This is a genomic window from Rhodococcus sp. P3_B8, from assembly GCF_056402775.1.
The window spans coordinates 229,786-249,756 of record NZ_JBFUGT010000001.1; the positions used below are offsets into that span (position 1 = coordinate 229,786).

The 19,971-nt window shown below is 66.6% G+C and carries 22 protein-coding genes; 8 read left to right on the top strand and 14 right to left on the bottom strand.

Annotation, left to right across the window (positions count from 1 at the left end; all coding sequences use genetic code 11):
* Nucleotides 1–21 precede the first annotated feature (21 nt).
* A complete protein-coding gene (gene pip, locus AC1D1G_RS01100) occupies nucleotides 22–978 on the bottom strand; it encodes a prolyl aminopeptidase (protein ID WP_280779253.1) in 957 nt (318 codons plus the stop codon).
* Nucleotides 979–1,101: 123 nt separating this feature from the next.
* Here pip and AC1D1G_RS01105 point away from each other — a divergent pair, with 123 nt between their 5' ends.
* Complete coding sequence (locus AC1D1G_RS01105) at nucleotides 1,102–1,881, top strand: DUF899 domain-containing protein (RefSeq protein ID WP_477950605.1); 780 nt, start codon at nucleotides 1,102–1,104, stop codon at nucleotides 1,879–1,881.
* 4 nt (nucleotides 1,882–1,885) lie between these two features.
* Here AC1D1G_RS01105 and AC1D1G_RS01110 read toward each other — a convergent pair whose 3' ends face one another.
* The 7 genes from AC1D1G_RS01110 to AC1D1G_RS01140 form a co-directional block, all read right to left on the bottom strand.
* A complete protein-coding gene (locus tag AC1D1G_RS01110; RefSeq protein WP_005575058.1) occupies nucleotides 1,886–2,308 on the bottom strand; it encodes a hypothetical protein in 423 nt (140 codons plus the stop codon).
* 90 nt (nucleotides 2,309–2,398) lie between these two features.
* A complete protein-coding gene (gene gvpJ / locus AC1D1G_RS01115; protein WP_005575060.1) occupies nucleotides 2,399–2,767 on the bottom strand; it encodes a gas vesicle protein GvpJ in 369 nt (122 codons plus the stop codon).
* On the bottom strand, nucleotides 2,764–3,366 hold the full coding sequence (locus tag AC1D1G_RS01120; protein ID WP_477950608.1) for a hypothetical protein: 603 nt from the start codon (nucleotides 3,364–3,366) through the stop codon (nucleotides 2,764–2,766). Before AC1D1G_RS01120 ends, gvpJ begins: the two co-directional genes overlap by 4 nt.
* Nucleotides 3,367–3,836: 470 nt before the next feature.
* Nucleotides 3,837–4,622, bottom strand: coding sequence for a saccharopine dehydrogenase family protein (locus AC1D1G_RS01125; protein WP_477950610.1), 786 nt, complete (start codon nucleotides 4,620–4,622; stop codon nucleotides 3,837–3,839).
* Nucleotides 4,623–4,842: 220 nt separating this feature from the next.
* A complete protein-coding gene (locus AC1D1G_RS01130) occupies nucleotides 4,843–5,871 on the bottom strand; it encodes an NADP-dependent oxidoreductase (RefSeq protein WP_477950612.1) in 1,029 nt (342 codons plus the stop codon).
* 46 nt (nucleotides 5,872–5,917) lie between these two features.
* Nucleotides 5,918–6,826, bottom strand: coding sequence for an SDR family oxidoreductase (locus tag AC1D1G_RS01135; protein ID WP_477950613.1), 909 nt, complete (start codon nucleotides 6,824–6,826; stop codon nucleotides 5,918–5,920).
* A 115-nt stretch (nucleotides 6,827–6,941) separates the two neighbouring features.
* Nucleotides 6,942–7,646 carry a TetR/AcrR family transcriptional regulator gene (locus AC1D1G_RS01140; protein ID WP_477950615.1) on the bottom strand — a complete coding sequence of 235 codons (705 nt, stop codon included), beginning with the start codon at nucleotides 7,644–7,646 and terminating at the stop codon, nucleotides 6,942–6,944.
* Nucleotides 7,647–7,821: 175 nt separating this feature from the next.
* Between AC1D1G_RS01140 and AC1D1G_RS01145 the strand changes: the two genes are divergently transcribed.
* From AC1D1G_RS01145 to AC1D1G_RS01160, 4 genes are read left to right on the top strand one after another with little or no spacing between them, the layout of a single operon-like run.
* Complete coding sequence (locus AC1D1G_RS01145) at nucleotides 7,822–8,787, top strand: enoyl-CoA hydratase/isomerase family protein (protein ID WP_477950616.1); 966 nt, start codon at nucleotides 7,822–7,824, stop codon at nucleotides 8,785–8,787.
* A gap of 8 nt (nucleotides 8,788–8,795) precedes the next feature.
* On the top strand, nucleotides 8,796–9,743 hold the full coding sequence (locus AC1D1G_RS01150) for an alpha/beta hydrolase (protein WP_477950618.1): 948 nt from the start codon (nucleotides 8,796–8,798) through the stop codon (nucleotides 9,741–9,743).
* Nucleotides 9,744–9,754: 11 nt separating this feature from the next.
* Nucleotides 9,755–11,224 carry a class I adenylate-forming enzyme family protein gene (locus AC1D1G_RS01155; protein ID WP_477950620.1) on the top strand — a complete coding sequence of 490 codons (1,470 nt, stop codon included), beginning with the start codon at nucleotides 9,755–9,757 and terminating at the stop codon, nucleotides 11,222–11,224.
* Nucleotides 11,225–11,253: 29 nt separating this feature from the next.
* Nucleotides 11,254–12,498: an NADH:flavin oxidoreductase/NADH oxidase family protein gene (locus tag AC1D1G_RS01160; protein WP_283352258.1), complete on the top strand. Its 1,245-nt coding sequence runs from the start codon at nucleotides 11,254–11,256 to the stop codon at nucleotides 12,496–12,498.
* A gap of 25 nt (nucleotides 12,499–12,523) precedes the next feature.
* On the opposite strand, the gene AC1D1G_RS01165 is transcribed toward AC1D1G_RS01160, so the two are convergent.
* The 3 genes from AC1D1G_RS01165 to AC1D1G_RS01175 form a co-directional block, all read right to left on the bottom strand.
* A complete protein-coding gene (locus tag AC1D1G_RS01165) occupies nucleotides 12,524–13,540 on the bottom strand; it encodes a MerR family transcriptional regulator (protein ID WP_477950622.1) in 1,017 nt (338 codons plus the stop codon).
* 14 nt (nucleotides 13,541–13,554) lie between these two features.
* Nucleotides 13,555–14,220, bottom strand: coding sequence for a HEAT repeat domain-containing protein (locus AC1D1G_RS01170; RefSeq protein WP_477950624.1), 666 nt, complete (start codon nucleotides 14,218–14,220; stop codon nucleotides 13,555–13,557).
* A gap of 77 nt (nucleotides 14,221–14,297) precedes the next feature.
* Nucleotides 14,298–14,783: a carboxymuconolactone decarboxylase family protein gene (locus AC1D1G_RS01175; protein WP_477950626.1), complete on the bottom strand. Its 486-nt coding sequence runs from the start codon at nucleotides 14,781–14,783 to the stop codon at nucleotides 14,298–14,300.
* A gap of 208 nt (nucleotides 14,784–14,991) precedes the next feature.
* On the opposite strand from AC1D1G_RS01175, the gene AC1D1G_RS01180 reads away from it, so the two are divergent.
* Nucleotides 14,992–15,927, top strand: coding sequence for an RNA polymerase sigma-70 factor (locus AC1D1G_RS01180; RefSeq protein WP_009476517.1), 936 nt, complete (start codon nucleotides 14,992–14,994; stop codon nucleotides 15,925–15,927).
* Between the two features lie 13 nt (nucleotides 15,928–15,940).
* On the opposite strand, the gene AC1D1G_RS01185 is transcribed toward AC1D1G_RS01180, so the two are convergent.
* Nucleotides 15,941–16,540, bottom strand: a complete 600-nt coding sequence (locus AC1D1G_RS01185; protein WP_477950629.1) for a DUF2867 domain-containing protein — start codon at nucleotides 16,538–16,540, stop codon at nucleotides 15,941–15,943.
* Between AC1D1G_RS01185 and AC1D1G_RS01190 the strand changes: the two genes are divergently transcribed.
* Nucleotides 16,518–17,198: a TetR/AcrR family transcriptional regulator gene (locus tag AC1D1G_RS01190; RefSeq protein WP_477950631.1), complete on the top strand. Its 681-nt coding sequence runs from the start codon at nucleotides 16,518–16,520 to the stop codon at nucleotides 17,196–17,198. The two genes, AC1D1G_RS01185 and AC1D1G_RS01190, sit on opposite strands and share 23 nt — an antisense overlap.
* Nucleotides 17,199–17,216: 18 nt before the next feature.
* Here the strand turns inward: AC1D1G_RS01190 and AC1D1G_RS01195 are convergent, their stop codons facing one another.
* Nucleotides 17,217–17,879: a class I SAM-dependent methyltransferase gene (locus AC1D1G_RS01195; protein WP_477950633.1), complete on the bottom strand. Its 663-nt coding sequence runs from the start codon at nucleotides 17,877–17,879 to the stop codon at nucleotides 17,217–17,219.
* Between the two features lie 34 nt (nucleotides 17,880–17,913).
* Here AC1D1G_RS01195 and AC1D1G_RS01200 point away from each other — a divergent pair, with 34 nt between their 5' ends.
* A complete protein-coding gene (locus tag AC1D1G_RS01200) occupies nucleotides 17,914–18,570 on the top strand; it encodes a maleylpyruvate isomerase N-terminal domain-containing protein (protein WP_280779269.1) in 657 nt (218 codons plus the stop codon).
* A gap of 198 nt (nucleotides 18,571–18,768) precedes the next feature.
* Here AC1D1G_RS01200 and AC1D1G_RS01205 read toward each other — a convergent pair whose 3' ends face one another.
* Nucleotides 18,769–19,959, bottom strand: a complete 1,191-nt coding sequence (locus AC1D1G_RS01205) for a PIN domain-containing protein (protein WP_283333337.1) — start codon at nucleotides 19,957–19,959, stop codon at nucleotides 18,769–18,771.
* Nucleotides 19,960–19,971: the final 12 nt, after the last annotated feature.

Below are 19,971 nucleotides of genomic sequence, written 5' to 3' on the forward strand. Positions count from 1 at the left end.
GAAGCTCTCGAAGCGCCGCGATCATGGCCCGCTGAAGGAGTCCAAGGCGGCCACCAGCGCGGAGCTGAATCCGCCTCCCCCGTGGCCGGCATCGTCAACCACGACGAGTCGACTCTCCGGCCAGGCCCGCGAGAGCTTCCAGGCCGTGTCCAACGGTCCCGAAACATCGAAGCGGCCGTGGACCAGAACTGCCGGGATACCTGCCAGACGGCTCATTCCCTCCAGTATCTGGTTCGGAACGAGGAAGCACTCGTGACTCCAGTAATGCGTCACCAACCTGGCGAAAATCATCCGGAACGTTGCGTCCTCGTATCGGGGGCTCGGTCTCCATCCCGGCATCAACGACACGTGGGTGTCCTCCCACGCACACCACCTCGTCGCCGCCTCCTCGCGCACCGCCGCGTCCGGGTCGGCGAGGAGGCGCGCATACGCGGCCACCAGATCCCCGTCCCGTTCGCCGGCCGGCACGGGAGCGATGAACTCCTCCCACTCCCTGGGGAAGATCCGACCCATGTCGCGGGTGATCCAGTCGATCTCGGTTCGGGATCCGGACGTGATCGCTCCGAGCGCCATCGCGAGGACACGCTCGGGATGGCGCTGGGCGTAGACCAAACCCAGGGTCACACCCCAGGACACCCCGGCCACGACCCAACGCCTGATCCCCAGATGCTTACGCAGGCGTTCGATGTCCTCCATCAAATGTGCTGTCGTGTTGGTCGATAGGTCGGTGTCGGGGCCGGCGGCAAGCGGGCGGCTGCGCCCGCATCCGCGTTGGTCGAACAGCACCGCGCGAAAAGCATTCGGGTCGAAGAAGCGTCGTGCGCCGGGAGTGCATCCAGATCCCGGCCCTCCGTGCAGATACAGCACCGGCGTCCCCGTGGGATTTCCGGTGGTCTCCCAATACAGGAAATGGCCGTCGGAAACGTCGAGGAACCCGGCTTCGTACGGTTCCACCGCAGGATGGAGAGCGCTACTCACGAACTCAGCTTCGCATCCTGCACGAGGAGACGAACCGCGAATCAGTCGTTCCCGGTCTCGGTGGTAGCCACCGCCGAGAGTCGCCTGCGACGATTGCAGGTGCCCTTCGAGAGGAGACGAACGATGACAGCGTCCGATCCACAGGTCACCACCCGCGAGGAGTGGCTCATCGCGCGGCGCGAGTTACTCGCACAGGAGAAGGAGCTGACCCGCCACCGCGACCGGGTCAACGCCGCCAGGCGCGCGCTGCCGATGGTCGAGATCACCGAGAATTACGCATTCGACGGCCCCGACGGCAGGACCGGATTCGCCGACCTGTTCGACGGCCGCAGCCAACTCCTGATCTACCACTTCATGTTCGAACCCGACGCCGACGAGGGATGCCCCTCCTGCTCGTTCACGATGGACAACGTCGGCAACCTCCGGCACCTCTACGCCCGGGACACCTCGTTCGCGGCCGTGTCCCGCGCACCGCTGAACAAACTCGAGCAGTACCGACAGCGAATGGGCTGGACCTTCCCCTGGTACTCCTCGCACGGCAGCGACTTTAATTACGACTACCACGTCACCCTCGACGCGTCGGTCGTACCGGTCGAATACAACTACAAGGACGAGGCCGAACTCGTGCAGTCGGACCCCGCGTGGAAAGGCTGGTGCGGCGAAGAGCACGGCGTCAGTGCTTTCCTCCGCCAGGGTGAGCGCATCTTCCACACCTACTCCGGTTACGCGCGCTCCACCGATATCCTCCTCGGCACCTATCACTGGCTCGACCTCACTGCCCGCGGCCGTCAGGAGGACTGGGAACCGCAACCTCGCCGCGGCGACGACCCCTTCATGAGTTGGCTACGCCGCCACGACGAATACGAACCAGGCGAGATTTCCGGAGAGAAGATCCCCGAGTGACCGCCTACATCAGTTCGAGTCCCGTTGCCTGCAATTCGAGATAGTCCCGCACCAACAGGTGAGAACACGGCGTGGACACCGCGGTCCAGGGCGTGTGTTGGGGTAATTGCAGTGTCAGCGATTCGGGTACCGCCTCGCGACACCTGATGACCGCCCGGAGTCGCGGCGTCAGGGAGTTCCACCACGCATCCAGCACATACCTGCACTGGGAGAGGTATTCGGAGAGTGGCCCTTGGAGAACCGCCATCTGCGGTACCGAATCAACTCCACCACTGATCCCCGCGACGCACGCGTCCCCGCATACGGCCATCACCTGCCCGATGAATTGCGGCGGCATGATGCCTTCGGGGTTTCGCAGCAGAGCGAGGCGTGCGCCGGCGGACAGGGCTTCATAAGCCACTTCGGGGTCGATTGCCTCGTCACCCATGCCACGAACGTACCCGGCTGTGGGCGTCTCCTATCGGGAACAGCAATATGTAATCAGCCTGAGCGCCGGCGCGGCCACGTCAGCGTCCGATCACTTTCGCCTCCGGCGCGGCTCGGGTTCGCGTTCGGCTTCCGATCCGCCGAGCAGGTCACCGAGCGTCTCCCCCACGGCCTCGAGCGCGCCCTTGGTCTTGGACTTCGTGCTGCCGCTGCCCTTCACATCGGAAACGAGGTCGGTCAGGCCCTTCGGTTCGCTGCCGATCTCCAGTCGGTTCACCGCCTCGGCGAAGCGCAGGTAGGTATCCACACTGGCGACAACGACGCGGGCGTCGATGGTGAGCAGTTCGATACCGACCAGCGAGACCCGCACGTAGGCGTCGATGACGAGGCCCTTGTCCAAGATGGTGTCAATGACATCGGCGAGGCTGCTGGAACTCGGGCCGCCACCTGCTGTGGTCATCGCTGTGCTCCTCGCTTTCGACTACCGGAGGTTTTCGCCGGGGTGCTCCGCTTGCGGGGCGGTCGCCGCGCCGGTCGTTCCTCGGCCTCCTCTGCCGTCTCGTCGTCGACGTCGTCCGGCGGCGGTGTCTTCTTCGGTCGTTTTTTGCGTCCCAGCGCGCCCACCATGCCCACGGTGTCGTCGACGAGCTTGTGCATTCTGCCCGCGGTGTCATCGGCGGCTTCCTCCACCGTGTCCACAGTGTCGTCGCTGACGTCTCCGGCCATGTCCGCGGTGTCCTCGACCAGGTCTTCGGCGGTCTCCAGGACCGCATCGCTGCCGGAGAGCAGCCGATTGTTGAGTGCGTCGACTCGGGCGGTGGCGGCGGTCATGGCCGCCACTTTCACGGCGTCGAGGAGTTGGCCACGCACCGATTCACTGAGCTCGGCGAACTCGGGCGAGGTTTGCAGCAGTTTCGAGGCCCGGTCCACCATCTCCTGGGGTCCGCCGGCGAGGCGGCCGGCACCCGCCGCCGCGAGCAGCAGTCCCAGTTTCTTCCGGTGCCCTCGGCCCAGCCAATAGCCCACGACCACCGCTGCCGCGATTTGCAATCGGGTCATCATCGTCGACTCCCTTCACCCGCATCGGCCGTCATCGGTCGACGCCGAGCGCCCGGAGCCGGCCGCCCGGCGTACCCCAGATCGGTAAGTCCGGTGCGAACCAACCCCGAACCCGACTACCCGCAACGGATGGCCGTCAATCGGTCAAAGGCCGCAATGGGCTGGGAAATTCGGTGGGTGTGACCGACGGTGGAAACCGCCCGACCGGTCGCTCCTCGGCGTACCCCGTGCACTCCGCGACGACCCGCTAGGTCGCCGAGCGTGGTCGACAGTCACGCGAATGTCCGATTCACACTTCGAGTTACCGGGTCTGTGCCATCGTGTGCCGCACGCAAAGCTGACGGTTCGTCGACATCGTGAAGACCGACCTCGGACGCGCCGATTCGGAGAGTGTCGAGGCCGAAGGCCGCGACAGGGCCGTGCACGCCGGGCTCGAGGACGGCATCCGGCGCTGCCGCGCGGACGGCACCTCAGGCCAAGAGCGATGCTGTCATCTCATAAGGATCAGGTCCGGCAAGGGCCGTCGTGGCCAATGCCCGTCCGGAGTCGTCGCGGGCGACGGTGATGACCAGCGAACGGCCGTCGCTGTCCGGCTCACGGTGCGATCCGGGGAGCCGCTCGGACAGCCAGGTCAGTGCGGCCCGTGCCGGCGCCGACCGCAGGAGGGGTGCAGGGAGCGCGGTGGCCGTCCGTATCGGACGCGTCCATCGCCCCAACCACCCCATGCACACGTCGATATTCTCCAGCTGGGCGAAGACTTCCGGCAGGCCCAGATGCTCCGAGCCGGTGACGGTCATCGCCGCACGGTTCACGCCCGCGTAGCTGAAGGTGCGCACACGCTTGCCGACGCGCTCGTCGACCAGGCGGGCGGGAGCCCCGGCGTGCGGGTGGCGATAGGCGAACGCATCATCGGCCGCCGCACTGACCAGGGTCTTCCGCGTGCCCCCCGTGGTCAGGCTGAAGACATCACGCAGGCCGCTTCGGTATCGCAGCGCGTCACCATGTCCTGCACGGGTGAGGAAGTAGCCGATCTCCATCCGGGTGGCCCGATCCCCCGCGCTCGTCAGCGCGAGCGCGCCGGCGAGGTTGCCCGGTACATAGTCGTAGCCGAACGCCGGCACTACGGTCGCTCCGCGGGCTGTCGCGACGGAGTCCAACTCGAAGACACGCCGGACGAAGGTTCCCTCCCCGGTGGAGTCGAAGTAGTGCGCCCCCGCMTGTACCGCCGCGGTCACCGTCGCCAGACCGAGCTGCATGAATGGCCCCACTAGTATGGTTTCGGCCGACCAGGGTCGGCTCCTCACCGCGTGCGAGCAGCTCTCGGAGTACTCGTTGCCCGGTATACCCTGTCGCGCCCAGCAAGACTATTCTGCGTCGTTCCACGGTTTCGCGTTTCACTCACTGCCTGTCGACCGCGGACGCCAGTTCTGACTCGCCATCGACTGGTGTCGACGGAAGTACCCGATCCCGACGACATCAGAAGGTGGCCTCGCTATGGGATTGTCCTCCGACCTTGACAACGACCTTGCCTTTTGCGCGTCCCTGCTCGACGTAATCCAGTGCTGCTTTGGTTGATTCGAAGGGAAAGACCTGATCGACGACCGGATGTATGGCGCCGGCATCGATGATGGACGCAAGCCGGCGTAGTTGTTCTCCACTCGATTTCATGAACAGGAACGAATAGGTCACATCGCGTCGTTTCGCTGCCCGTCTGATTCGAAAGCTCAGCAGGCACATCACCTGTTGCACGATCCAGTTCAATCCGGCTTCTTTCGCGAAGCTGGGATCGGGTGGACCGGAGATGGAGATGATCTGTCCACCGGGTTTGAGAACGCGGAGTGATCTTTTGAGCGTCTCACCGCCGAGGGTGTCGAGGACGAGATCGTAGTCGTGCAGGATCTCCGCGAAATCATCCTTTTTGTAGTCGATGACGACATCCGCACCGAGGCGCTCGACCCAATCGGCATTCCCGGTGCTCGTTGTCGTGGCCACGGTCGCGCCGAGATGCTTGGCCAGTTGAATCGCGAACGTGCCGACACCGCCTGAGCCGGCATGGACCAGAACTTTCTGTCCCGCTTGCAGATTTGCCCTCTCGATCAGCGCTTGCCACGCGGTCAAACCGACCAGAGGGATCGACGCCGCCTCTTCCATGGTGAGTTCTCGTGGCTTGATCGCCACGTCCTCCTCGTTCACGGAAATGAATTTCGCGAACGTGCCGATCCGATCTTGCCGGGGCCGCGCGTATACCTCGTCGCCGGGCTTGAATCGGCGCACCGCGGCGCCGACTCGAACGACGACACCGGCCAGGTCGTTGCCCAGGACGATCGGTAGGCGGTACGGCAGAATAGCTTTGAGCTTCCCCTCCAGGATCTTCAGATCCAAGGGGTTCACACTCGCGGCGTGGATTTGAACCAGGACGTCATCATCTCGCAACTCCGGGTCGGGTACCTCACCCGCCCGCACACCGTCAATGTTCCCGTATCGATCGAGAACGGCAGCCTTCATCGTGATTTCCTATCTCTTGTGTTCGTGCGGACCACAGCCGGTTTCGCTAGATGTGCGCCGGGCTGCGCTGATCGTTTTCACTGAGGTGCGGCAACTCTGGAACGAGTTGGTCGTTCCTGCCCAAGGCGGCAACTTCGGTTTCGAGGGCGGGAACTGTCGCGGCGGAGAACCGCCTGGTCCACGGCCACACGACCGGAGAATTCAGCAGCGCCTTGGCCCAGTTGGCGACGGCGACCGCCCGGGGAACGTAGACGCGACCGCGCCGGTATGCGAGCCCGTCGACGATGGCGGAGGCCGCTCGGTCGACACTGGTCGTGACGTTCCCCGGATACGGCAGGCGCCGGCGCATCTGCTGAAAAGAAGGAATGTCGACCTCGGCGCCCCGGACGAGGTCGGTATCGATCCAGGACGGATGGACAAGACCGACGGTGATCCCGAGGTGGGCCACTTCCGCGCGATAGGCAAGTGCGAGCGACTCGACCCCGGCCTTACTCGCGCCGTAAGAGGCCAGACCGCCAATCGAAGTGAAGGACAGTGCGGATGCCACGATCAGGACGTGGCCCCGGCTGCGTTGCAGATGAGGTGTCACATGCTTGAGGGTGCGGAATACGCCGTTCAGGTTGATGTCCACGACTCGCTCGAAGGACGCCTCGTCCGCGTGTCGCACCGTTCCGTAGGCGGCCACTCCGGCGTTGGCGACGACCATGTCGACGCCGTTCATGACATCGGCGCACTCGTCGATCGCGGACCGCAATCCCGCGCTGTCGCGCACGTCCGCCTCACACCAGTGCGCCGACGGGCCGAGTTCCTCGGAAAGGGCGCGCAGTCTGTCGGGTTCGAGACCGATCAGGGCGAGCCGAGCACCCTGCGCCGCGGCAAGGCGTGCTACCTGCTCGCCGATGCCGCGCGCGGCTCCGGTGACGATTACTTTGCGGCCCACGAGATCACGTTTCATGCGGCAACTGTAACTTCGTTATATGACGAAGGCAATGCCCCTGCTCTAGCAACCTCCAGTCGGGATGGCTCCGAGCCCCAGCAACGACTTCGCGCCGGGGCCCCGCGGTCTCGGCTCAGGCGCCCGCCGAGCTGTCCAAAGCGGGCCGGACCGAGTCGTACATGCGCACGGCCCTCTCGTGTGAGACCTCGGCACGTTCGCGCGTGTCGCCGAGGCCGACGGCAAAGTTCACGCCCATCGGCAGCAGCACCTGTCCCACCGCGTCGTCGAACTCGGCGAAGTGCTCGCCCAGCTCGAGAGTGATGTAGCCGTGCACGTAACTCCACAACTGCGCCGCGACCACCTCCGGGGCGTGGGGCTCGACCCTGCCGGAGTTCACCAAGCGCGCACACGCGTCGGTGACGTGTGTGTAGGCATCACGGAAGGCCGGAGAATGTCCACTCAACCGCACGTCCGACTCCAACGGTCGGTAGGTGGCACGAGTGGAGAGTCCGAACATCAGGTCGTAGAGGTGGGGGTTCTCGCGCGCCCGGCGCCGGCACGTCAATGCCAGCACGAACAGATCCACGACCGGATCCTCCGTCACAGGAACCTGGGAAAAGGCCGTGCCGAGTTCGGTGAATCCATGGTCTGCGACCGCGCGGACGAGCTCGGGGATGCCGCCGAAGTGGTGGTAGACGACCATCGTCGACAGTCCGGCCGCGGACGCCACCGTCCGCGCCTTGATCGCGGACGGGCCCTGTTCGGCCAGCAGGCCGACCGTGGCTCGAATCAGCCGCTCCGGCACACCCTCGGGTGTGGTCGGCGACGTCTCTCCCATATCTCCACCTGACTTCGCATTTTCCGCCCGGTGGGCACCGAAGTGCCGAGTGACCCTTGCCACCACCGCATAACATGGTTATAGTACGTCATAACGAAGTTACAGGTTGATGGCCGCTCCCACGGGTGCTCGCCGCACGTCCTTCCCCTTCCTCCCATGTACGGATGTGAATCTCATGACACACGAAGACAAAGGCCATCTCGAGGTCGAGGACCGCGGGGACGTGCTGATCGTCCGCGTCGACGGCGGCCCGCACAGCCTGTTCGGCCTCGACATAGCCAACCAGCTCGAGGAGTTGGTGGACCGCGTCGACCGCGACGCGCACGTCCGTGCGGTCGTGTTCACCGGGACACGCCCCGGCCGGTTCGTCAGCCATGCGGATGTGCGGTGGCTGCAGGAAGAGGGTGCAGCGGTCCCGCCGCTGGGCCGTCGCGGTGCCTCCGCGATCGCGCGGGCGGCCAGAGGCGCTGATCGCGCCCGCGCCCTCGAGCCCGTGGTGCGCAGGACCCCGCTGTGGGGAGCGGTCCAGCTCGACCGGCTGCACGCGACGTTTCTGAAGATGAACGCCAGTGGCGTCATTTTCGTTGCCGCCCTGAATGGTTCAGCCCTCGGCCTCGGCGCGGAATTCGCCTGGGCGTGCGACCTGCGGGTCATGGCCGACGGTGACTTCTTCATCGGCCAGCCCGAGGTACTGCTGGGAATCAATCCGGGTGGTGGCGGTACCCAGCGCCTGACCCGACTGATCGGCACCCACCGCTCCCTGGTCGCCATCCTCGAAGGCAGGCCGTTCACTCCCGCGCAGGCCCTCGCCAACGGAGCCGTCGACGAGGTCGTGGCCCCGGGCGACGTGATCACGCGGGCGACCGAACTCGCCGAGTACTTCGGTGCCCGCCCGAGGGAGGCGGTCGCGGCGGTCAAAAGATCCGTGTATTTCGGCGGATCGATGTCGCTGACGGAGGGTTTGCACGTCGAGCGCACCGAATTCCTCGGCACCGACCAATCCGAGGACGGCCAGCAGCTGATGCTCGACTACCTCGCGACCACCGACGCCACCGGTGAGCTGCCCCTCTACAACCCGGACATCTACAAGCAGGCCCTCGAATCGGGCCGCGTGCCCGGCGGCTCGACGAACGGACGATGAGACCAGCCATGGCCACCAAGAAACCTTTCACCCGCCACGACGTCCTCTTCTCCTCCGGTGACAGCTCCTGCGCCGCGTGGCTGTATCTGCCCACCGGCGTCACCTCACCGCCCGTCGTCATCCTCGGCCACGGCCTCGGCGCCACCCGCGACATGCGCCTGGACGCCTTCGCCGAACGCTTCGCCAGGGCCGGCATCGCCGCCTTCGCGTTCACCTATCGGCACTTCGGTGACAGCGGCGGCCAACCCCGTCAGCTGCTGTCGATCAAGCGCCAGCTCGCCGACTGGGATGCCGCCATCTCCTGGGTCAAGGCTCGCGGCGGTCTCGACAGCACCCGCATCGCGGTCTGGGGCAGTTCCTTCGGCGGCGGCCACGCCATCACCGTCGCGTCACGGCACCCCGAACTGCGGGCGGCGGTCGCGCAGTGCCCGTTCACCGACGGTCTCGCCTCCGCGCTCGCGCTCGGCCCGACCGCCTCAGTGAAGGCCTCCCCCGTGGTCGCCCGGGATCTGATGGCCAAGGTTGGGCGGCGCGCGCCGGTCATGATTCCGCTCGCCGGGCCCCCCGGCTCACTGGCACTGATGAACGCCCCGGACGCACTGCCCGGCTACCAGGCCCTCGTGCCGGCAGGGACGACGTTCCGAAACGAGGTAGCGGCCCGGGTGATTCCCAGTCTCGTTACCTACCGGCCCGGGCGGGTAGCAAAGAACATCGCCTTCCCGATCCTCTTCTGCATCAGCAACACCGACACCGTCACCCCACCCGCCCAGACCCTCCGATACGCGCGGACCGCACCACGAGGCGAGATCAAGACCTACGACGCCGGCCACTTCGACTTCTACCTCGGCGAACCCTTCGAGGCCTTGGTCCGTGACCAGATCGACTTCCTCACCCGCCAACTCGACTCGGCACCGGTCACACCGTCACCGGGCCGGGCCGCACCACACCGAAGGTGAACACGACCACGATGAACTTCGCATCGCTGCCCGACCGCCGCGCCGATCTCGACCCGCACGCACCCGCGGTCTCCGACGCCACCGGATCGCTCACCAACGCTCAGTTCCTCGACCGAGTTCGCGCGGCCACCCGCCACCTCCACGACCGGGGAATCGGGCCCGGAGACGTCGTGGCCCTGAAGCTGACCAACCGCACCGAGTTCGTGGTGCTGCTGTTCGCGACCTGGCGACTCGGCGCCACCATCACCCCGGTCAACCCGACCCTGACCGACGTCGAGGTCGCTCGGCAGCTCGCCGACTCCGCCGCACGGCTGCTCGTCGTCGAGGACGGCACGACCCTATTGGGTGGCGTTGCCACTCTCGCCGTCGACGAGCTGTTCCAGGAGGCGACCGAGTCCGATCACACACCACCTGCGGACTCGTCCGCACTCGCCCTGCTGATTTACACCAGCGGGACGACCGGGGTGCCGAAGGGCGTGATGCTCGACCACACCAACATCGACGCCATGGCCGAGATGGGTGTGCAGGCGCTGCAGTTGGGTCCGGCAGACCGATGCCTGCTGATCCTGCCGCTTTTCCACGTCAACGGCATCGTCGTCAGCGTCCTCACCCCGCTACTCGCCGGCGCGAGCGTCGTCATCGCCGGCCGATTCGATCCCCGAACCTTCTTCGACCTCGTCGAATCCGAACGCCCCACCTACTTCAGCGCGGTGCCGACGATCTACAGCATCCTGGCGGCGCTTCCGGCCGATGTTCGGCCCGACACGTCCTCACTGCGGTTCGGCATCTGCGGCGCCGCACCCGCCTCAGCGGAGTTGCTGACCCGGTTCGAGGACCGGTACGGGTTTGCCCTCCTCGAGGGCTACGGGCTGTCCGAAGGGACCTGCGCCTCCACTCTCAACCCGGTCTCGGGACCTCGGCGCGCCGGAACGGTGGGGATCGCTTTCCCGGGTCAGGAGATGCGCATCGTCGACGAGAACGGCGTCGAACTGGGCCCCGGGGTGGACGGCGAGGTCGTCGTGCGCGGCCCCAATGTGATGCGCGGCTACCTCGGCCGTCCGGAGGACACCGCACAGACCGTCATCGACGGATGGCTGCACACGGGCGATGTCGGCCACCTCGATCCGGAGGGCTACCTGACCCTGGTGGGGCGCTCGAAAGACATGATCATCCGCGGCGGGGAGAACATCTATCCCAGGGAAATCGAGGACGTCCTCGCCGGCGACCCGTCCGTGCTCGAGGCCGCCGTGATCGGCGTTCCCGACACCATCTGGGGTGAGGTCGTCGTCGCCTATGTCCAGCCGACACCCGATTCGACCGTCGATCCCGCTGCGTTGCAAGCGCTCTGCGCGCGCAAACTCAGCCGCTACAAGCGCCCCACCGCGCTCGTCGTGGTGGACACCATCGCCAAGAACGCGGTCGGCAAGATCGACAAGGTTGCACTGCGGGCCGCCCACACAGCGCTCTCTGCAACGTCGTGACCAACGAATCCGTCTGAAAGGAAACCTCTATGTCGTCCCTCCACGACCCATTGCCACTGCCTTGCGGCCAGGTGCTCCCGAACCGCATCATGAAGGCCGCGTTGAGCGAAGCGCTCGGCGACGCGCGGAACGCTCCCGACGGCCGCCTCGAGCGGCTCTACACCACCTGGAGTCGAGGCGGGTACGGTCTACTCGTCACCGGCAACGTCATGATCGACCGCACCCAGCTCGGTGAGCCGGGCAATATCGTCATCGAGGACGAACGCGACCTCGACGCACTGACAAGCTGGGCCAAGACGACCAAAGACGCCGGCGTACCGATCTGGGTGCAACTCAACCATCCGGGACGCCAGTCGAACCCGCTGGCGCTCGGGCACACTCCCGTCGCCCCCAGCGCGGTCCCGCTCGATATTCCCGGCGCGGTAACCCCGCGTGAGCTGACTCCCGGCGAGATCGAGGACATCATCGAACGTTTCGCCGCCGCCGCTCTCGTTTGCGAGACAGCGGGTTTCGACGGCGTGCAAATTCACGGTGCACACGGCTACCTCGTCGCCCAGTTCCTCTCACCGCTGGCGAACCGGCGCGACGACGACTGGGGCGGTGACCCGGAGCGGCGGATGCGGTTCGTCCTCGAGGTCGTGCGCCGCATCCGCGCGAGGGTGTCGCCCGGCTTCGCGGTCGGCATCAAACTCAACTCGGCCGACTTCCAACGCGGCGGATTCACCGAGGACGAGTCGCGCGGCGTGGTCGCGGCACTGGCGCAGGAAGGCCTCGACCTGATCGAGGTCAGCGGCGGAAGCTACGAGTCCCCCGCCATGATGGGCACCGCCGCGGCCAGTACACGCGCCCGCGAGGCGTATTTCCTCGAGTACGCGCGCACGGTCCGCGCGCTGGCAGGAAATGTCCCGCTGGCGGTCACCGGCGGTTTCCGCTCCCGCACCGCCATGGATCAGGCGATCGGGGCCGGCGAATGCGATGTCGTCGGTATCGGCCGACCCACCGCAACGACGACCGACGCAGCCGACGTGATTCTCACCGGGCGAACCGACACTCTCACCACACACCAACTGCGATCCGGGATGCGAGGCGTCTTCGGCAAGGTGGTCGACCTGAAAACACTCGACGGGGTACTCGACCTCGGCTGGCACACCGACCAGCTGCACCGCATAAGCGCCGGTCTCGAACCCGACCTGAATCGGGGGCGCCTCGCCACCACGGTGGCACTGCTGCGCCGCAACGGCCGGGGGTCCTTCGGACGCAAACGCGGCGGCTAGCACAGACTCCGGACGGGTCGGAGGCTCAACGTTCGATGATTCGTCCGCGGTCCTGCATGTTCACGATCGCGGCTGCGGTGGCCGCGATCGTCCGGTCGCCGTCGTGGGTCAGCCCGTCGAGTACCCGCCGGGCCGCGGTGCCGGGAATCTCGGCAAGGGCCTGCGTTATCCGCAACCGCGTGGGCGCGTCCTCGGCGCCACCGAGCGTGTCCTGCAGGGCCTGGACGATGTCGTCGGCCGAGGGTGAGACCGTCGTCAGCAGGCCAAGCACTTCGGCGGCCTCCACATCGCGCCGCCCCTCGACGACCATCTCGATCAGGGCGGGTATCGAGTCGACGCTTCCGCGGGTGCCGAGAGCGAGGGCCGCGTACCCGCGGACCGTGGCGTCCGAATCATCGAGGGCTCGTCTCAGATGAACCGCCGCCTCCGCGGTGTGGATTGCCGCTATCGCGGTAGTGACGCGACGCCGGACATCGACCTCCTCCGCGTCGAGACCGTCGGCCAGATCCGCGAGTCCCGGGCCGGCGGCCCGCGCCAACGACCACTGCAGCGCTCCGGCCACATTGGTGTCGTCCTCCGACAGGATGGCCTCGACCAGCGCTTCGACGGGCAGCGACGCAGTCCCGTCCTGAGACAGGATCGCTTGCTGACGGCGGGCCGCGGACTCCGATTCGAGCGCACGCAACAGACTGACGACGCGCAGGACGTCGTCCCACTCCGCAGGCGAGGCGGCGTCGACGCGTTCGAGCTTGCCGAGCAGTTCCTGCTCGGCAGCGATCCGCCGGCGCGTGTGCCGGATGAGGTCTCCCACCAGATCGGCCGGTGCGAAATCGGGCTCGTCCAGTGCCCGCTTGGCCTCGTTCAACGACAGCCCCAAGGTCCTCAGGCTCTCGACGTGGAAGAGGCGTCGGATGTCGTCGGCGGAGTACTCGCGGTAGCCGCCGGACGTGCGGCCCGTGGGCTTCACCAGTCCCAGCCCGTCGTAGTGGCGCAACATCCGCGTGCTGACACCACAACGCCGGGAGACCTCACCGATCAACATTCCATCGCCTCCTGCTACGCGTCCGGACCGGTGACCGCGACGCGTTTCGCCGTCTCGACCGAGAGGGTGAACCCGCTGTCGGGGTCGTGACAGAGCCGCTTCGTCGCCTCCGCATGCGCTCGAATACGCGGATCGGGATTCGTCCCGGCCGCGTCGAGGACCGGGAGGACAGCGTCCCCGAGTCCCACCAGAGCACGGCTCAGACTGAGCTGCATGTGCTGGTTGCCCCGTCCGAGTTCGGTCGTCAGATCGGCCGCGAGGGCAGCCTCGTCGCCGGGCGGCACGAGTGCCACGGCGGCCCGCCACGCGCTGCGCGCGACCTCGTCGTGCTCGTCGTGCAGCAGTGCCGACACGGCGGGCCAGGCGAGCCGGTCCCCGATCTTGGACAGGGTGTGCAGCGACTGACTGCGGGCCTGCGCGGTGTCCGACCCGAGCTCCCGGACCAGTCTCGGCACCGTGAGCTCGGTCGGGAAGCGGCACAATGCCCAGGTCAGCATGTCCCGGACGAAGAAGTCCGGTTCGACGGCGCACCGATCGACGAGAGTGTCCGTGAGATGCGGATCGGGGCGTGTGCCTGCGGAGAGCGCCGCCCGCAGCCGACCCGACGGGTCGGCTGCGGACAGTGCGTCGACGAGGTGGGCATTCGACCCACCGTGGTTGGTTGTGTTCACGACAACCACCTCCTTCGCCGACCATTCGAGTCCTTGTCACTGTGTCAAAGTCAAGGGCTCGTTGTCAGGAGGCTGTCGTCTGCCGGTCAGCTCGTCATACTGGCGAACATGCCGGGCTCGTACGAACCCGCCGGATTGCGCACGATCACGTTGATCCGGTTGGCGGCGTTGATCAGGGCGACCAGCGAGACCAGCGCGGCGATCTGGTCGTCGTCGTAGTGCTTGCGCACCTGGGCCCAGGTCTCGTCGGACACGCCGTGGTGGGCGTCGGCGAGCCGGGTGCCTTCCTCGCTGAGCGCCAGCGCGGCCCGCTCTGCCTCGGTGAACACGGTGGCCTCGCGCCACACCGCGACGAGGTTGAGCCGGACCGGGGTCTCGCCGGCAGCTGTGGCGTCCTTGGTGTGCATGTCGGTGCAGAAGCCGCAGCCGTTGATCTGACTGGCCCGGATCTTGACCAGTTCCTGAGTGGCCTTCGGCAGTGGCGATTGGTCGATCACCAGGGACGCGTTGGCGAACCCCTTGCCGAACTTCAGGGCGATCTCGTTGTCGAACAGGTTGAATCGGGCGTCCATGACTTCGTCCTCACTCGTGGTGTCGTGTACTGCTCGGAACGAACATGAGATGCCGGCGACCCGATCCTTGTGACAAATCGTTCACGCCGCTGCCTCGAAGTCACGTAATTTGGCAGCGGGCAACACGGGTCGGCTGCCGTCTGGTGTCACAAAACGGCGGGGTCCGGTGTCTGGTGTGTGACACAGTCGAGAGTGAAGAGGAGCCACCATGGCCGGCACGTCGCAGACCACACCCGCAGATCGCGGCGGGAGCCAGGACGATCGTTCGGACCCCGCCACCGAGGCGTTCGTCGCCCACCGCAATCTGCTGTTCACCGTCGCCTACGAGATGCTCGGCTCGGCCGCCGACGCGGAAGACATCCTCCAGGAGACCTGGCTGCGGTGGGCGGGGGTCGATCTCGACACGGTCCGCAATCAGCGTGCGTACCTGGTCCGGATCACCACCCGCCAGGCGCTCGTCCGGCTGCGCACACTCAGCAGGCGCAAGGAGTCCTACGTCGGCCCCTGGTTGCCCGAGCCGCTGCTGACCGCGCCCGATGTGGCCGAGGACGTCGAGTTGGCCGACAGCGTCTCGATGGCGATGTTGCTGGTGCTGGAGACGCTCGCGCCGACCGAGCGGGCCGTGTTCGTGCTGCGTGAGGTGTTCGCTCTGGAGTACGGCGAGATCGCGGACGCCGTCGGCAAGAGCCCGGACGCCGTCCGTCAGATCGCGCACCGGGCGCGGGCGCATGTCGCGGCGCGCAGGCCGCGCGGCGTCGTATCCCCGGCCGAGTCCCGAGACGCACTCGAGGCCTTCCAACGGGCGCTCGAAACGGGCGATCTGCAGAGCCTGCTCGACCTGCTCGCACCGGACGTCGTCCTCCTGGGTGACGGTGGCGGAGTCAAGCAGGCCGTGCTGCGGCCCATCGTGGGGGCCGACAAGGTGGGTCGCCTGCTGGCGGCCGGCCTGCCCCGGATCGACGGCACGGTGTCGGTCGAGCCGGTGCAGATGAACGGCTCCCCCGCGCTGATCGTCCGGCTCGACGGGGAAATCGACGACGTCGTGGCGGTGCGGATGGACGACGGCAAGATCACCGGGCTCTACATCGTGCGCAACCCGGAGAAGCTGTCGCGCGTCGAGCGGGAAACCGCGGTGAGCCGCTGAGTCCGAAAGCCGTCTACCTCGTCGCCGCTTGGTGGCGGTCGCGCCACGCTCGCTCCCATTGCCGGGTCAGGGCGGGGTACACGACGAGGTATCGGAAAGGCGCGATGGCGGTCATGTAGAGCCGCCCGAACCATCCGTTGGGTTTGACGAGAACGGTCATCTGCAGTTCGTAATCGCCGTTCGCTCCTCTCGCCCAGCCGAGATGCATCACGGTGTGCACGGTCTTGTTCGCCAGCTCGCGGGCGGACTCCGTGTCGAGCTCGTACACCGCGGTGAGGGGCATGCCCTCGTCGTCCGGGCCGCGCGGAGCGGACCGGAGATCGCTGGGCAGGCGGTCGCGGAGCGAGGCAACCCGCTCACCGACACCAGTTGAGGCATTGTCCCAGCCGAAGAGTGCCCCGAGTTTCCATCGGGCGGCGAACAGGAACCTCACCAGCCAGGGCTGCCTCGCGGGTCCGCCTGCGGCTCGCATCGCCGCGAGCATCGTCGGGAAGTCGTCGGGCCCGGCTCCGGGAGTGCGGAACGACCACGCGTCCTCGACGTCGAAGTCTCGCGTGAATTCGTGGATGCGCCAGGGCTGCTCGATGTAGGTGGCCTCTGCTATTCGTGGCACTGTCGTCCCCGATCTATACGGCACCGTATATTTCATCTATACGGTACCGTACAAATTGAACGCGATCAATGGAGGTGGCCCGATTCCCGCCGTCGCCCGCACGACACGAGCCCGCTGGATAGAGGCGGGCCTCGACGCCCTCGCGCGAGGAGGGCCCGACGCCGTCCGCGTCGAGACTCTCGCCGCCGAACTCGGCGTGACGAAGGGCGGGTTCTACGGCTATTTCGACGGCCGTCCCGCGTTGCTCACCGAGATGCTCGACGAGTGGGAACGCCGCTGCACCAAAGCCGTTATCGCCCAAGCCGATGCCGAAGGCGGCACCCCCGCCGACAGAATCCGGCGCGTGGGGCAACTGACCTACTCGGAGGACTTTCAACGGATCGATCTCGCGATCCGGGCCTGGGCCCACCACGACCGGTCCGTCGCGGCGCGCCTGCACGCCATCGACAACGAGCGGATGGACTTCCTGCGAAAGATGTTCGGCACCTTCGTCACCGACCCCGACGAAATCGAGGCACGCAGCACCCTCATGTTCGGACTTGCGATCGGCCGCCACTTCATCGTCGCGGACCACCCCGGGTACACCACACGCGAAGCCATCCAACTCGCCGGAGAATTCCTCCTGCGCCCGTCCGGTACGAACAGCTCAGCCGGGTAAGGGTTTCCGACTGCTGACTCAGTCGAGGTGAGCCGACAGCAGCCACGCCGGCAGCTTGGACCGGCCCTTCTCGTCGTGCTCCCAGCTGGCGGCCTGTTCCGGGCCGAGCAGCGCGTGGATGAAGGCCGGGCGAATGTCGTCGATGGTCCAGAACTCGGCGACGGCCTCGCGCAGCTCGTCGTCGGTCACCGGGTTCGGTCCCTCGCCCTCGGGGAAGGCGCCCTTCGCGAACACCAGGATGTAGTAGGACGCGCCGGGTGCGGCCGCCCGAGCGACCGCGCGCAGGTAGTCGCGCCGCCGGTCGACGGGAAGGGAATGGAACAGGGTGCTGTCGACGATCGTGGAGAACCGGCCGTCGAAACCCGTGAACGAACTGATGTCCGCCACCTGATACGTCGCCGTCGTCAGTCCACGATCGGCTGCGGCGGCCTGAGCCACCGCGATGGCCGTCGGCGACAGGTCCAGGCCCACCACCGTGTAGCCCTGCGCCGCAAGATAGAGCGACGTCTCGGCATGCCCGCAGCCCGCGTCCAGCACGTCGCTGCGGAACTTGCCCTCCGCGATCAGCCCGGCGATCTCGGGTTGCGGCTCACCGATGTTCCACGGCACCGGTCCCGTAAATTCCTCCGCGTCGCCTCGGTAGATGTCGTCCCACGGCGCAACCTGGTTGTCCTCGGTCATGACATCGACGGTACGCCCGCACTACCGTGCCGATGTGGATCTTTTCTCACGCTCGTGGTCGGCGTTGCGCACGGCGGTCGCCGACCTGCCGGACGAGGACTTCGCACAGCAGTCCGGCTGTAGCGGCTGGCTCGTGCGGGATCTGGTGTGCCACCTGATCATCGACGCGCAGGACGTCCTGATCACCCTCGTCACCCCCGCCGACACGGAACCGACTCGCGACGCCGTGACCTACTGGGACCTCGCCGACACGCCGCCGACCGGTGACGACCCGCTCGACGCGCTGATCGTCCGTCTGGCCGCCGCGTACCAGGAGCCTCGGCTGCTCAAATACCACTTCGACGACGTCGGCTCCGCCGCCGGCCGCGCCGCCGAACTCGCCGACCCGAATCTGCGGATCAGCACCCGCGACGAGGTCCTCACTGCAGGCGACTACCTCTCCGCGTATGTCCTGGAATCGACGCTGCACCACCTCGACCTGATCGCTTACCTCCCAGGCGTGGCGGAACCGCCCGCAGAGGGCCTCGCCCGGTCCCGCGACTTGCTGGAGAAGATCGCCGGGGCCGCATTCCCCGCGTCGTTCTCCGACAGGGACGCACTGCTGGTCGGCACCGGACGGCGGGACCCGACCGACACGGAGAAGGCCGAACTCGGCGAGCTGGCGACGAAACTCCCGCTCATCCTCGAATGACTGGGATTACGTCTACCTCAGTGATGAGTCAGCTGGATCACGCCGTTGGGCAGATTTCACCGAACGTATCGCGGACCGGATGAATCGATGTGGACGAATTCCGGTATCAGCCGAATCTGCGGGACGCTATGGACTTCTGCGTGAGGAAGCTGAAATCAAACGCGCTCGAGGTACGGGCGAGGTTCGGGTGCGAAGGAATCAGGCCGAGGCGGCGGGGTCCTCCTCGGACCCCAGATTCCGCACCAGCCACCGATCGTCGACGAGATGCATCAGGATCGGAAACACCGGCCGAGGAACGTTCGGCTCCCACACACCGCTGTCGAGCGTCGACATCTCGTGCACATAGAGCACCTCCACACCGGGGCCCACGATCCTTGTTCCGGTACCGATCCCCCACGTCGCCGGGTCCGGCAGCATCGCCCGGAACGACCGCACATGCACACGCTCGAAATGCACCCACAGCGGATGCTCCGGCACCGGACCCGCGAGGGCCGCCGCGACCGCCTCACCCTCCCAACCGTCGACAGTCATCTGATAATGGTTGTCCCGCACCCACCGCCATGCGAGTACCGACCGGAAGTCGGGATCCACGTTCGGCCACACCGATAACAGATCACCGTCGACGCACACCGACGTCAAGAACGCCCACGCCGCACTCACCAGCTTCGTATGCCCGAGGAACCGCAATAATTCCGCCGGATCCATCGCACGAAGCTCGAGGTAGGCCTCCCGCATCTCGGGCAGCAAGGCGCTGACCTGTTCGTCGGTCAACTCAGGAAAGGAGGACGCAGCCGGCACCGCACCAATGTCGGGAGCCTCGCCCCGGGCGACGAGCAAGGCGCGGACGGCGTTGACGAACTGTGGGGTCAGCCGCTCGAGCGACTCGAGCAGTTCCCCCACCGTGCGCGGCGGGAGCATGTTCCGTTCGAGCAGTACGTGCATGCTCTCGAGCACTGCTTCCGGGTCCAGATCGAGCAGATCACAGAGGAATTCGTCGGGGTGGATCGCCTCGACGTCGAACGGATCGAGGGCCGCCGGCGGGAAATCCTGCAGGGTGGCGGTCACGATCACACCCGCACCGGACCGCACCGCCGCAGCCAGGACGTGCCGGTCCTTCGGATCGTTGGTCATCGCGGGGATCAGCTCACGGTATCCGCGTGATTCCTCCTCTGCGAGGGGGAATGCTCTGCGCATCTGCTGCACTCGCCGCGCCGCCTGCTGCGGCGACGTACCGAACCTCTCCCCGGACAGGTTGCGCTCGACCTCGTCTAGCAGATCCGCTGTCCACACCGGCCGGAACAACTCGGAATCGGCCAGCGTCAGCAGCAGGTTGTTCAGGGCCTGGGGAAGCATGACGCACGTGTCGAGAACTACCCGCAAGGTCGTCATAGGTCACCCTGC

Coding starts and splice junctions, on each gene's coding strand:
- AC1D1G_RS01105 (WP_477950605.1), top strand. CDS start 1,102: ATGACAGCGTCCGATCCACAGGTCACCACCCGCGAGGAGTGGCTCATC.
- AC1D1G_RS01110 (WP_005575058.1), bottom strand. CDS start 2,308: ATGGGTGACGAGGCAATCGACCCCGAAGTGGCTTATGAAGCCCTGTCC.
- gvpJ (WP_005575060.1), bottom strand. CDS start 2,767: ATGACCACAGCAGGTGGCGGCCCGAGTTCCAGCAGCCTCGCCGATGTC.
- AC1D1G_RS01120 (WP_477950608.1), bottom strand. CDS start 3,366: ATGACCCGATTGCAAATCGCGGCAGCGGTGGTCGTGGGCTATTGGCTG.
- AC1D1G_RS01130 (WP_477950612.1), bottom strand. CDS start 5,871: ATGAAGGCTGCCGTTCTCGATCGATACGGGAACATTGACGGTGTGCGG.
- AC1D1G_RS01135 (WP_477950613.1), bottom strand. CDS start 6,826: ATGAAACGTGATCTCGTGGGCCGCAAAGTAATCGTCACCGGAGCCGCG.
- AC1D1G_RS01140 (WP_477950615.1), bottom strand. CDS start 7,646: ATGGGAGAGACGTCGCCGACCACACCCGAGGGTGTGCCGGAGCGGCTG.
- AC1D1G_RS01145 (WP_477950616.1), top strand. CDS start 7,822: ATGACACACGAAGACAAAGGCCATCTCGAGGTCGAGGACCGCGGGGAC.
- AC1D1G_RS01150 (WP_477950618.1), top strand. CDS start 8,796: ATGGCCACCAAGAAACCTTTCACCCGCCACGACGTCCTCTTCTCCTCC.
- AC1D1G_RS01155 (WP_477950620.1), top strand. CDS start 9,755: ATGAACTTCGCATCGCTGCCCGACCGCCGCGCCGATCTCGACCCGCAC.
- AC1D1G_RS01160 (WP_283352258.1), top strand. CDS start 11,254: ATGTCGTCCCTCCACGACCCATTGCCACTGCCTTGCGGCCAGGTGCTC.
- AC1D1G_RS01165 (WP_477950622.1), bottom strand. CDS start 13,540: ATGTTGATCGGTGAGGTCTCCCGGCGTTGTGGTGTCAGCACGCGGATG.
- AC1D1G_RS01175 (WP_477950626.1), bottom strand. CDS start 14,783: ATGGACGCCCGATTCAACCTGTTCGACAACGAGATCGCCCTGAAGTTC.
- AC1D1G_RS01180 (WP_009476517.1), top strand. CDS start 14,992: ATGGCCGGCACGTCGCAGACCACACCCGCAGATCGCGGCGGGAGCCAG.
- AC1D1G_RS01195 (WP_477950633.1), bottom strand. CDS start 17,879: ATGACCGAGGACAACCAGGTTGCGCCGTGGGACGACATCTACCGAGGC.
- AC1D1G_RS01205 (WP_283333337.1), bottom strand. CDS start 19,959: ATGACGACCTTGCGGGTAGTTCTCGACACGTGCGTCATGCTTCCCCAG.